Genomic DNA, 12,945 nt, shown 5'->3' on the forward strand with positions numbered 1-12,945 from the left:
ATTACCGGACCTAACTAAAACAGGTTGATCTCGCGGATAGACCGCAGAACCGGGAACCATGTGCCAATCAAGGCCTGTGGCCACAGGATGCGCAGCAACATGTGAAACAGGCCATAGCAGAACAGCCACATGGGCAGCACCCACATCAGCGTCACCTTCCAGCTTTCCCCGCCTTCCTTGCGGACATAAGCCAGCATGAACAGAAGGTTGGCCAAAAGCAGCCCAATGACATGGGCCAAGAGCACATAGCCAATGCACCACCCAAAATACCGCGCGGCGCGGATATAAACGGTTCGGCTGGTAAGGTCGCCATAATCTGCCTGAATATCAAAATGGATATCGTCTTGGACGGCATCTTTGCCATCAGCACCGGCTGATTTTTTCGGCGGCGCGATAAACAGTTTGCCGCCGACCAGAAGTACCGCGAAGAAGAGCCCCAATATGCCCACAGCCATTGGCGTGAGACGCGCTTCAAGATCCCATTCTGTGGACAAGGTAAAGGCGCCGATGAACAGCCCACCCATGATCAGGGAAAAGATAAAATCAGGGTTCTTTAAATAATCACTCTGAATTTCATAGCGGGTCTTTTCGCGTTTTTCGTCCTTATTACGTTCACGCCATTTTTTAATAAAGGGCCATGCCACAGAGAGCACTGTAAAGGCGAAAACAGTGATCACGATCGGCCTTTCCATCCAGTCAAAATCCCAGCGGCTCACCGAAATGAACAAATAACGCTCTATCAGCGCACCAAGGACGAACCCGAGCACCAATGGTGGCCTTGGCCAATGCAAGCGCTTCATGAGCCAACCTAGCCCACCAAATATCAATAAGGCGTTGAGATCGCCCCAAGATTTATTGCCCTGGAAGGCACCAAGGAAGGTCACCGATAAAACGATGGGCACCAAAATTCCTGGCCGGATCTGGGCGATCTTGGCAAGCTTGTCTGAAAAGGCGAAACAGATGCCTGCGCCCATAATATTGGCAAACGCAACAGACCAAACCATGGTGTAGGTAAGGTCCAGATGTTCTGTCAGCATCTTTGGCCCCGGCACAATGCCGTGGATCAAAAAGGCACCCAAAAGTAGCGCCATAGAAGCAGAACCCGGCACACCAAAGGCAATGGTCGGCACCAAGGCACCGCCTTCTTTGGCATTGTTGGAGCTTTCCGATGCGATCAAGCCACGGATGTCGCCCTTACCAAAGGTCTCTGATGCGCCCTTTTCGGTGCGCGCCGCATGGCCATAGGCCACCCAATCCACCACTGAGGCTCCAATGCCCGGGACCGAACCCAAGGCAGAGCCAATCAATCCACAGCGCAAGACCAAAAACCAGTTGTTAAAGACATCGCGCACGCCTTGCATCTGGCCCTTGCGACCAACAGTGACGGTATCGCCGGCCACGGTCTTCCGCGTAATCGCCAAATCTGCCAATTCCGGAATGGCAAACACACCAAGGGCAAAAGGCACCAAAGGCAGGCCATCCCACAAATATTGGCTGCCAAAGGTCCAGCGCAATATCCCCGTCTGTTGATCATCACCAATGGTCGAGACCAACACACCCAAACATGCCGCCATCACACCCTTTACGGGGGTGTTGCCCGACAACACCGCCACCAAAGACAGGCCAAAGACGCAAATCGCCAGCATTTCCGGCTGGGAGAAAGACAGCATGAAAGGCCGCAACAACGGCAGGCTAACGCCCAGCAACAAGGCACCAAACAACCCGCCCATAACCGATGCCGTAAAGGCCGCGCCAAAGGCACGGCTTGCCTCACCTTTTCGGGCAAGGGGGTAGCCATCCAAAATGGTCGCAGCCGATCCGGATGTGCCGGGCACGCCAAATAAAACGGCCGGAATGGTATCTGACGTCACCGTCACCGAGCCTAACCCCAGCATCATGGCAATGGCCGAATAAGGGTCCAACGCATAGGTAAAGGGGAGAAGAAGAGTCAACCCAACCAGACCGCCAAGCCCGGGGATAACCCCGACCACAAGGCCCATCAGGACCCCGGCAACCAGGAACATAATCCGCGATGGATCAGAAAGAATAACAAGGGCCTGAATGGCCATGTCGAACATGGGGCCAATATTGGCCACAGTTTGCGCTTCCATTTAAATATTCTCCCTGATCACAGATCGCAAAGGTTTCAACCCTTTTATAGGGGGCTCAAGCACACCGCAACCCCTGCCTTACAAGAGCGGGTCAGAACCGCTTTTAGCCGTCTGTTCTGCTGTTTCCGACCGGATGCGCACCTGGCGGCGGGCCACATAAAGCGTAGAGCCAATAATCACAATGGAACCGACAAGGGTCCAGACATCGGGAAAAATAGTAAACAGGACGATATCGAAAATGATGCCATACAGCAGCCGCATGTAATCAAACGGCATAATGGCCGTGGCTTCACCGGCCCGGAAGGCAAGAGCGATCATGGATTGGCCGATAACATAGAGAAGGCCAGTCAGGACAAGCCAGCCAAATTGTTCAGCCGTGGGCGTGGTCCAGACCATAAATGTTGGCACCGCAGAAACCAGGGTGGAAATAAGAAGATAGTAAAAAACCACCGTCGCCGGTTCATCAATGCCCGATGCCTTTTTCAAAAAGACATGGGCCGATGCGTGACACAGCGTTGAAAAGACCAACACCATCAACGGCAGGCTGACCCCGTCGATCACCGGACGGGCAACAATCAACACGCCCACAAACCCAATGATAATGGCGCTCCAACGCCGCCAGCGCACGATTTCACCCAGGAATAATACCGCCAAGACCACCAAAAACAGGGGCCGGGTAAAGGTAATGGCAATCACCACCGCAAGCGGAAGATAGGCCAGCGCGTAATAGACGCAAATTTGGCCGATGCCCCCTAAAATACCCCGCCCCAATTGTATCCCCGGACATTTGGAACGAAGAATGCTCGGCCCCTTTTTCATCAGCAAGGGGATCATGGCAACAAGACCAAAAATACAGCGGAAGAAATTCAGCTCAAACGCATGAATGTCCGTGGACAACCATTTGGCAATGGCCATCGCACCAGCCATGGCCATGGCACCTGTTGCCATCCACAATCCACCGCGCAAATTCCCGGGCACTTGCAACCAGCGGGCTTGCAGCGCAGCGAACATTGGAAAGGCTTTAATCAAGATGTTGGTTGGTGTTGACGCAAATGGCGCCTACATCGCCTCCAGCAAGGCAAGGGCCGCATTGGTAGAGGTGGTGTCGGCATGGGCATCATAAGCAGGCCGCCCACGGCCCGTAAACCCATGCGCACAGCCGGGGTAGACGTTGATTTCAACCGCACTGTTGCCTGCCAGTGCCGCGCGGGTGGCATTGACCTCTTCCATGGGAATAGATGTATCACTGTCGCCAACATGAATGGTCATGGGACAGGCCAGTTTGTCAGCTTCATCCAAATTCAAGCCGATCTTTGTGCCATGAAAGCTGATGGCCCCATCAACACCAAGACGGGTCCCTGCCAGATACGCATAGCGCCCGCCAAAGCAATAGCCCATCACCGCGACCTTGCCCGTGCACAGGTCATGGGCTCGCATGGCTTTGACCGCATCGCCCAGATCAGAAACCCCCAGATCAACGTCAAATTCTGCATAGCGTTTTTTGGCTGTTGCCACATCTGCTTCATCACGGCTCATGGGGCCCGGAATGGAACGCCAAAAAGGGTCCGGGGCCATAACCAGATACCCGCGATCGGCATAGGTGCCCATAATTCTATGCACGTCATCGGTGTTGCCAAAAACCGACGGCACAATGATGATGCCTTTACCCGGCGTTGCGGGGGCCGCAACATCAACCGGCATGGCCGTCCCGTCGGTCGTTGCAATGGTGATGGTTTCAATATTTGTGGTCATAAAATTCCCCTCAAGCCATCGTCTAACTTAGCGACGCTCAACCAAGTGTTTTTTAATTTCACCAATAGCCTTAGCCGGGTTCAGATTTTTGGGGCAGGTGTTGGTGCAATTCATAATAGTGTGACACCGATAAAGCCGGAACGGGTCTTCCAGTTCATCCAGCCGTTCCCCGGTATGTTCATCGCGCGAATCGATGATCCAGCGATATGCCTGCAACAAGGTTGCCGGGCCCAAGAACCGATCATCATTCCACCAATAGCTGGGACAAGATGTGGAACAACAGAAACACAAAACACATTCCCACAACCCATCCAGAAGTTTTCTTTCTTCCGGGCTTTGCAAGCGTTCGCCATTAACCGGCGTTGGAGTTTCGGTTTTAATCCAGGGTTCAATCGATGCGTATTGCGCGTAGGCATTGGTCAAATCCGGCACCAGATCCTTCACCACCTTCATATGGGGCAGCGGATAAATTTTGGCATCGCCCTTGATCTCTTCAATGGCTTTGGTGCAACTCAAGGTATTGGTGCCATCAACATTCATGGCACAGGACCCACACACCCCTTCACGACACGACCGACGGAAGGTCAGGCTTGAATCCACCTCGTTCTTGATCTTGATCAGCGCATCAAGCACCATCGGCCCGCAGGCATCCATATCCAGTTCATAGGAATCCACGCGCGGGTTTTCTTCATCATCAGGGTTCCAACGATAGACGTGGAACGTCTTGACGTTGGTGGCACCTTCGGGTGCCCGATGGGTTTTTCCCTTTTTAACTTTCGAATTACGCGGAAGCGTGAGTTCCACCATGGAAACAGTCCTTTAAATTCAAACCACAGCCCAATAGAAGGCCGACTTAATATACCCGCTCTTTGGGAGGGAAGGTTTCGATATCATCGCTCAGTGTGTTCAAGTGTACCGGGCGATACTTAAAGCTAACGTTTTGATCCCCATCAAGATAGGCGGCGGTATGTTTCAACCAATCCACATCGTCGCGATTGGGGAAATCTTCATGGGCATGGGCACCACGGCTTTCATGACGCCCATGGGCAGAATGCATGGAAACCACAGCCTGACTCATCAGGTTTTCAAGTTCCAGCGCTTCTACCAAATCTGAATTCCAGATCATCGAGCGATCGGTCACACCAATATCGGATAGTTCTTTTGCGCAATCATCAATCATGCCAATGCCTTCGGACAAGACTTCGGAGGTGCGGAAAACGGCACAGTTATTTTGCATGGTGTGCTGCATCCGATCACGAATTTGCGCGACAGATTTTGGCCCCTTGGCATTGCGCAGCCGATCAAGGCGGGCAATGGCTTCTTCGCCCGCTGATTTATCCAGACTGATTTTGGCAGCACCCGGCGTGATCAATTCAGCGGCACGATTGGCGGCTGCGCGCCCAAACACAATGATGTCCAACAACGAATTACAGCCCAACCGGTTTGCACCATGGACAGAAACACAGGCGGCTTCGCCAATGGCCATCAGCCCCGGCACCACTTTATCGGGATCAGAGTCTGTCGGGTTCACCACTTCGCCATGATAATTGGTGGGAATACCGCCCATGTTGTAATGCACCGTGGGCAGAACCGGGATCGGTTCTTTGGTGACATCAACGCCTGCAAAAATTTTCGCGGTTTCTGAAATGCCCGGCAGGCGTTCATGCAAAAGAACCGGGTCCAGATGTTCCAGATGCAGATGGATATGATCCTTCTTTGGGCCAACGCCCCGGCCTTCCCGAATTTCAACGGTCATGGAACGGCTGACCACATCGCGGGATGCCAAATCTTTCACGGTTGGGGCATAGCGTTCCATGAAACGCTCACCCTCTGAATTGGTAACATAGCCCCCTTCACCGCGGGCGCCTTCGGTAATCAGGCAGCCTGAGCCATAAATGCCGGTGGGGTGAAACTGGATGAATTCCATGTCTTGCAAGGGCAAGCCCGCACGCAAAACCATGCCATTGCCGTCCCCCGTACAGGTATGTGCAGAGGTGCAAGAGAAATAAGACCGCCCATAGCCCCCGGTTGCAATCACCGTCATGGGGGCGATGAACCGGTGCAAGGTGCCGTCTGCCAAATTCCAGGCCATCACGCCTTGGCATGAGCCATCATCATTCATGATCAGATCGACTGCAAAATATTCGATATAGAACTGCGCCTTATGCTTTAAGGCTTGCTGATACAGGGTGTGCAAGATGGCGTGGCCGGTGCGGTCCGCCGCAGCACAGGCACGATGGGCCAGTTTTTCACCATAATTGGCCGTGTGCCCGCCAAAGGGGCGTTGATAAATTTTACCTTCCGGTGTGCGCGAAAAAGGCACCCCGAAATGCTCCAGCTCGGTGATGGCAGGAATGGCTTCACGGACCATATATTCAATAGCGTCCTGATCCCCCAACCAGTCTGATCCCTTGATGGTGTCATACATGTGAAAGCGCCAGTCATCGGGTTCGACATTGCCGAACGATGCCCCAACGCCCCCCTGTGCCGCCACGGTGTGGCTACGGGTGGGAAACACCTTGGAGATACAGGCTGTGTCCAGACCGGCTGCTGTCATGCCGAGCGTCGCGCGCAAGCCCGCACCCCCGGCCCCGACAACAATCACGTCAGAATGATGATCAATGGTTTCATAAGCGCCGGACATATCAGCCCCCAAAAGCAATGCGGAGAACAGAAAAGACGCCGATCAGCGCCGCCAGCGCACAACCGAGTCTGGTGATAATAACAAGGGATAATTTGATCGCGCCGTTATGAACGTAATCTTCAATCACCACCTGGAGGCCAAGTTGCAAGTGATAGAACCCGGCAGAAACAAGCGCCACCATCAAGATCGGGGCCAAGGGCGTTTTCAGCCAGGCCAGCACCGTCGCATGATTGGCGCCGCTTAAATAAACAAGGGATGCAGAAAACCAGATAATCAATGGCAACAAAGCAACGGCACTGAGCCGCTGGGCCCACCAATGGGCAACACCTTCCTTGGCTGAACCAAGGCCGCGCACCCGTGCAAGACGGGATTTCATTTCGCTATGGTTGCTCATGCGCCCGCCACCTTGCTCAGGCCAATGGCCCAGGAAATCCCGGTCAGAAGCATGGATGTGATGATCACCGCCCAACCCGAAAGACGCGCCGTGGTCAGTTCAAACCCCAGCCCAACATCCCAGAACAAATGACGGATGCCATTACACAGGTGATAAAACAGCGCCCAGGTGAACCCCAAAAGCAATGCTTGTCCCGGCCAAGACGCGGCCATGTTTGAAGCCAATTCAAACCAGCGCGGACCTGCGGCAGCGGCAGCAAGCCAGACAACCAAAGCAACGGCGCCCGCACCAAGGCCGATGCCCGTCAGGCGATGAACAATAGAAAGGACCGATGTAATCTGCGGCCTGTAAACCTGAAGATGGGGCGACAAGGGACGATTGTCTTGGGCCATTATTGGGCTTTCGCGTGTTCTGCCCTTTGCGCGGGCTGGAAAATGTTGCGCCCCCATTATAGAGGGGAAATATTAAGGCTTCGGTTTAACCCTTGCCGCGGACCAAGTCAACGCCACGCATAACCAGTCTTTTCAGTAGCTTGGCCTGTGTTGCGGCAGGGCTTGCGCATTATTGCTTTACCCGGGGCACGGGGCAAAAATAACCATGAATCAACGCCTTAAAAAACATCTTTTACTTATATTATCCACAAATGTGGACAAAATTGTGGATAAGTTGTTATCCTATTATACAATAAACATAAATTTATACATGAAAGTTTTGTTTTTACTTGAAAATTTACTTGCGAATAGCCCCAGAGAATCCGATCATCAAGACGGTACATGAGCGTTCCGAATGCGGCTTCAACCGCTTCGGAAGACTCCTCCGGGTCTTTCGCAACGGTGTGTTTGACAAATTCGGGGGTCTTGCGGGAAACCGGTTCGCCGGTTGAACAAAAGACCAGGTGCCAAAGGCGCCCTCTTTTCAAAAGGGGCAGTCGCGAGATTGGGGTCCATTGGACCAGGTACCTTTGGGCGGAAGGATTTATATCCTTGCCGTAATGCTGGCTTTTTTCCGGAACCTGTTGCCTCCCCAAGGGCAGCAGCGCCCGGACCCGGCCCTGCAAAGGGAACGGTGTCGCGGTCACATGGGATGGGGGGTAACTTCTGTTTCTGACCAAAAGAAAAGGCTGGTTGGCGGGAAAACGGATTTTTTCGTGGCACCACACCTTGTTGGGGCGCTGGCTGTCTATGGGTTTATCGTCATTCTCTCCCTGGGGACGCGATAAAACGCTGGATGGCAGGGCGCACGAAGGCGGTGTCGATCACGTTTCGTATCGGGAGCGAGCAATCACTCTCGGGGCGTCAGGTTCGTCCTTCGCGGGACGTTTGTACAAGGTTACGGCCTTGTACCGGGGTCTTTGTACGGCCTGACGCCCCTTTATTTACCCAAAAGTTATCCACAGGGCAACAAATTTTTGCAGCCACAATTTGTGGCTGGCCCGGTTCTGGCCGTCATAAACGCCTAGATTTAGGGGTTAGTGGATTCTGTTTCCAATGCCGAAATGGCATCGGCGAAGGCAACCAACTGCTTCGCCTCGACGACATGGAGGGCTTCCACCATGGCACCGTCGAGAACCGTAATGCCCTCACCGCGGGCTTCGGCCTGTTCAAAGGCATCAATCATGCGCCTTGCTTCGGACACGGCATCAGGGGATGGAGAAAACGCAACATTGGCGGGATCGATTTGGCGCGGGTGGATGAGCTGTTTGCCATCAAAGCCCAACCGCCTGCCCTGTTCGCAGACGGCCTGAAATCCATCGGCATCATCGAAGGCTGGATAGACACCATCTAGGATGCCAAGCCCATAGGCCCTGGCCGCCATGACACTGTGTTCAAGGGCATACAGCATGGCTAAGCGATCGCCGGAATTGTCGGCGTGGAGTTCTTTGGCGAGATCTTCCAGACCCATGGTGAACATATCCAGCCGTTCATGGGCGGCCGCGATTTCGGCGGCCCCCAACACACCCCGGGCCGTTTCCATCATCGACCAAAGCCGCGTGTCACCGCCGGCTGCATCCAAAAGATCGCCCGCGCGCCGGACCGTGGCCGGGTCTTCGACCTTTGGGATCAGTACCGCATGGGCACCTTCACCTGCGTCCAACCCCGCAATGGCGCGAATGTCATCTTCGCCCCACGGGGTATCAAAGCCATTGACGCGAACCACCAATTCCCTGCGTCCATAGCCGCCTGTCTTGAGGGCCGCAATGATCGCGTTGCGGGCATCGGCTTTGGCATCGGGGGCGACGGAATCTTCCAGATCAAAAATCAAGACATCCGTGCTCAGCCCCTTGGCCTTTTCATGGGCCCGCACATTGGTGCCGGGCATATAAAGGCAACTGCGTCTTGGAAAAATGGGGGCTGCGTTATCGTCTTCCTGAGGTGTTGTCATGCGCGGGGATCAATCCTTTAAATAGCGTCTTGTGTTGAGACCCAAAATTAAGCCGCCCAGGTCTTGGCCGCAAGGGGTGGTCCATATTACAGTCAGGGCATGGATACCGCCCAATTTTTTCTCAAGGGCCTGATTGTTGGCTTTCTGGTTGCAGCCCCCGTGGGGCCGGTTGCGATCATGTGCATGCAGCGCACCATCGTCCATGGCAGGGGGGCCGGTTACGTCTGTGGATTGGGCGCAGCATTAGCCGATACCGTGATTGGTGCCATTGCCGCATTGGGCCTTGGTTTTATGGCCGACCAAATTGCCGACAAGCAAGGCTGGCTTCAGATGATCGGCGGCACCATCGTGATCATCATAGGCTTGAAGCTTTTATTATCAGGGGCCTTAAAAATAAAAGCCCAAAATGACCTTGGCATCGCCCACGATTTCAAAACCCATCTTGGGAATTTTGTTGCCGCATTCACCCTCATGATCACCAACCCCATTACGGCGGTGTCCTTTGCCGCTATTTTTGCGGCCATCAACATTGGCCATATTGGAACCCATCCCCTGTGGGGGGTTGCCTTGGTTGGGGGAATTTTTGTGGGCGGCGTGTTGTGGTGGACCGTGCTGGTATCGATTTCCAGTTATTTACGCGACCGCATCAATGCCCGCGCGAAAGAAGACCCAAATGGACAGGTGATCCTCTGGATCAACCGCTGTACCGGTGGATTGCTGCTGGTTTTCGGGACTTTACTGCTGGTTTGGTAGGCGCGCTCGGGCGCTTTCCCTTAAATGCCTATTTTTTCACCTTATTTAATAATTGCCTAATAATTGGACGACTAGCGCGCTCCAAAATGGCGCATTTTGCTTGCCCGGCGGCGATGCCGTCCCATAACTACCTGTTATCATTAAAGAAAATGTTTCTTCGGCCCAATGGCACAGCGGTTGCAATTAAAACGCTTGAAGGTGCCCTGCCAATGACAATTTATTGAAAAAAGGAAAAACCAATGACCAGAAAAGAGCTCACAGAAAAAATCATCGAGAAGAAAAGAGAAACCGGCGTGACGTGGACGGCACTGGCGGAAAAAATCGGCCAATCCCCCATCTGGACGACAGCAGCCCTGCTGGGCCAGATGCAGATGACCGAAACAGAAGCCAAAACCGCCACTGATATGCTGGGGCTTGATGATTCTGATGCCGCCCTTCTGGCAACCTGCCCCTATCGCGGGTCACTGGATCAGGGCGTTCCGACCGATGCGCTGGTCTATCGCTTTCATGAAATCATCCAGGTATATGGCACCACGTTAAAAGCGGTGATCGAGGAAGAATTTGGCGATGGCATCATGAGTGCCATTGATTTTTCCATGGATATGGAACGGGTTCCCGATCCCAAGGGCGACCGGGTCAAGATCACCATGAACGGAAAATTCCTGCCCTATAAACGGTATTAAAAATAGAGGTGGCGTTAGAGAATCCTGGGTGAACTCAGGATTCTCTTTCATCCAGATAGCTGGCAATCAAGTGTTCGGCGATCTGGACCGCGTTAAGGGCCGCGCCCTTGCGCAGATTATCGGCCACCACCCACAGGCTTAGGCCATTTTCCACCGTCACATCATCGCGGATGCGGCTGATATAAACGGCATCTTCACCAGCACATTCCACAGGCGTCACGTAACCTTCATCGGCCTGATGATCCACTACCGCACACCCCGGCGCATCGCGAAGGATGTTGCGGGCTTCATCGGCATCCAGCGGGCTGGTGAATTCAACATTTACTGATTCGCCATGGCCAATGAAAACCGGCACGCGCACACAGGTGGCATGAACCTGGATTTCAGGATCAAGAATTTTCATGGTTTCGACGCGCATTTTCCATTCTTCCTTGGTGGAACCATCTTCAAGAAAAATGTCGATATGTGGAATGACGTTAAACGCAATTTGTTTGGTGAACTGTTCCTTGACCATGGCATCGTTCACAAAGACGCCCCGGGTCTGGTTGAACAATTCATCCATCCCCATCTTGCCAGCACCCGATGTGGACTGATAGGTGGACACCACCACCCGCGAAATCCGGGCACGATCATGCAATGGCTTTAGGGCCACCACCATCTGAATGGTCGAACAATTGGGATTGGCAATGATGTTGCGTTCCCGAAATCCGGACAGGGCTTCCGCGTTGACCTCTGGCACCACCAGGGGCACATCTGGGTCCATGCGAAACTGTGATGAATTATCGATCACCACGCAGCCCGCAGCGGCGGCCCGTGCACCGTGAACTTCAGCAACACCGGAGCCGGCCGAAAACAACGCGATGTCGGTTTTGGAAAAATCATGATGTTCAAGGTCTTTGACCTTCAAGATTTTTTTATCCCCATAGGAAACTTCTTTGCCAATAGAACGCGAGGACGCAAGCGCCACCACTTCATCAGCAGGGAAATCTCGCTCAGCCAGTGTTTTGATAATTTCGCGCCCAACATTTCCGGTGGCGCCGACCACGGCTACCCGATAGCCCATGATTAATTTCTCCTAAGGCCCAATCCGTTGGGCTTAATGTGTAAGCTTGGCCATTTCATCAACAACTGCCTGGCCCATGTCTGTGGTGGAAATCAATTCCTTGCCCTCTTGCATGATATCAGCCGTGCGCAAGCCCTTGCTCAACACGCCTTTGACCGCATTTTCCACAAGATCGGCTTCATCGCCCAGATCAAAGGAATACCGCAGCATCATTGCATGGGACAAAATGGTCGCCAATGGATTGGCCTTGTTTTCACCGGCGATATCAGGCGCTGAACCATGAACCGGTTCATACAATGCCTTGCGACGCCCGGTGGCATCTGCTGCCCCAAGAGACGCTGAGGGCAACATGCCCAAAGACCCCGTCAACATGGCCGCGCAATCAGACAACATATCACCAAACAGATTATCGGTGACGATGACATCAAATTGCTTTGGGGCACGCACCAATTGCATGGCGCAGTTATCGGCATACATGTGGCTTAGCTCTATATCAGGATATTCTGCATCATGGAGCTTGGTAATTTCTTCGCGCCACAACACGCCCGATTCCATGACATTGGCTTTTTCTACTGAACACAACCGGCCATCGCGTTTGGCCGCCAGCTCAAAAGCGACCTTGCCAATGCGAATGATTTCATAGGTGTCATACACTTGCGTGTTCACACCCCGGCGTTCGCCATTGGGCAGGTCCGTGATGCCCCGGGGTTCGCCAAAGTAAACACCGCCGGTCAATTCGCGAAGGATCAGGATATCCAGCCCCGCGACCAAATCTGTCTTTAACGATGACGCTTCGGCCAATGCATCAAACACAATGGCTGGGCGCAAATTAGCAAATAATTCCATGTCTTTGCGAAGGCGTAAAAGCCCGCGTTCGGGCTGGAATTCAAACGGCAGTTTTTCCCATTTCGGGCCACCGACCGCACCCAGTAAAACTGCATCGGCATCCATGGCTTTGTTCATGGTGGCATCACTTAAAGGCGCGCCATGGGATTCATAGGCGCAACCGCCAACCAGATCTTCATCAACGTCAAAACTAACCGCACGGTTAGAATCCATCCAGTTAATCACGCGTTTAACCTCGCCCATGACTTCAGGGCCGATGCCGTCGCCTGGCAAAATCAAAAGGTTTTTATTCGCTGCCATTGTTTGTTTCTCTTATT

General features: G+C 53.4%; 12 protein-coding genes. 2 read left to right on the forward strand and 10 right to left on the reverse strand.

Annotated features, from left to right (window positions below; translation table 11 throughout):
- Nucleotides 1-14: 14 nt before the first annotated feature.
- From HOJ08_07610 to HOJ08_07645, 8 genes are all read right to left on the reverse strand, one after another.
- Nucleotides 15-2,078, reverse strand: a complete 2,064-nt coding sequence (locus HOJ08_07610; protein ID MBT5673298.1) for a tripartite tricarboxylate transporter permease — start codon at nt 2,076-2,078, stop codon at nt 15-17.
- A gap of 111 nt (nt 2,079-2,189) precedes the next feature.
- Nucleotides 2,190-3,122: a DMT family transporter gene (locus tag HOJ08_07615; GenBank protein MBT5673299.1), complete on the reverse strand. Its 933-nt coding sequence runs from the start codon at nt 3,120-3,122 to the stop codon at nt 2,190-2,192.
- A gap of 48 nt (nt 3,123-3,170) precedes the next feature.
- A complete protein-coding gene (locus HOJ08_07620; GenBank protein MBT5673300.1) occupies nt 3,171-3,863 on the reverse strand; it encodes a hypothetical protein in 693 nt (230 codons plus the stop codon).
- 27 nt (nt 3,864-3,890) lie between these two features.
- Nucleotides 3,891-4,670: a succinate dehydrogenase iron-sulfur subunit gene (locus HOJ08_07625; protein ID MBT5673301.1), complete on the reverse strand. Its 780-nt coding sequence runs from the start codon at nt 4,668-4,670 to the stop codon at nt 3,891-3,893.
- Between the two features lie 46 nt (nt 4,671-4,716).
- On the reverse strand, nt 4,717-6,507 hold the full coding sequence (locus tag HOJ08_07630; protein ID MBT5673302.1) for a succinate dehydrogenase flavoprotein subunit: 1,791 nt from the start codon (nt 6,505-6,507) through the stop codon (nt 4,717-4,719).
- A gap of 1 nt (nt 6,508) precedes the next feature.
- Nucleotides 6,509-6,883 carry a succinate dehydrogenase, hydrophobic membrane anchor protein gene (gene sdhD, locus HOJ08_07635; GenBank protein MBT5673303.1) on the reverse strand — a complete coding sequence of 125 codons (375 nt, stop codon included), beginning with the start codon at nt 6,881-6,883 and terminating at the stop codon, nt 6,509-6,511.
- Between the two features lie 14 nt (nt 6,884-6,897).
- The gene (gene sdhC / locus HOJ08_07640) at nt 6,898-7,293 is read right to left on the reverse strand and encodes a succinate dehydrogenase, cytochrome b556 subunit (GenBank protein MBT5673304.1); all 396 of its coding nucleotides are present in this window, start codon (nt 7,291-7,293) and stop codon (nt 6,898-6,900) included.
- Nucleotides 7,294-8,362: 1,069 nt separating this feature from the next.
- Nucleotides 8,363-9,283: a CoA ester lyase gene (locus HOJ08_07645; protein ID MBT5673305.1), complete on the reverse strand. Its 921-nt coding sequence runs from the start codon at nt 9,281-9,283 to the stop codon at nt 8,363-8,365.
- Nucleotides 9,284-9,382: 99 nt separating this feature from the next.
- On the opposite strand from HOJ08_07645, the gene HOJ08_07650 reads away from it, so the two are divergent.
- Both HOJ08_07650 and cynS read left to right on the forward strand, forming a co-directional pair.
- The gene (locus HOJ08_07650; protein MBT5673306.1) at nt 9,383-10,036 is read left to right on the forward strand and encodes a LysE family transporter; all 654 of its coding nucleotides are present in this window, start codon (nt 9,383-9,385) and stop codon (nt 10,034-10,036) included.
- A 239-nt stretch (nt 10,037-10,275) separates the two neighbouring features.
- A complete protein-coding gene (gene cynS / locus HOJ08_07655; protein MBT5673307.1) occupies nt 10,276-10,719 on the forward strand; it encodes a cyanase in 444 nt (147 codons plus the stop codon).
- Nucleotides 10,720-10,753: 34 nt separating this feature from the next.
- Here cynS and HOJ08_07660 read toward each other — a convergent pair whose 3' ends face one another.
- Entirely contained in the window at nt 10,754-11,782 is a 1,029-nt protein-coding gene (locus tag HOJ08_07660) for an aspartate-semialdehyde dehydrogenase (protein MBT5673308.1), read from the reverse strand.
- A 33-nt stretch (nt 11,783-11,815) separates the two neighbouring features.
- A complete protein-coding gene (gene leuB / locus HOJ08_07665; protein ID MBT5673309.1) occupies nt 11,816-12,928 on the reverse strand; it encodes a 3-isopropylmalate dehydrogenase in 1,113 nt (370 codons plus the stop codon).
- Nucleotides 12,929-12,945: the final 17 nt, after the last annotated feature.

It is taken from the genome of Rhodospirillales bacterium (genome assembly GCA_018666775.1).
Classification (GTDB): Bacteria; Pseudomonadota; Alphaproteobacteria; order SMXQ01; family SMXQ01; genus JABIXC01.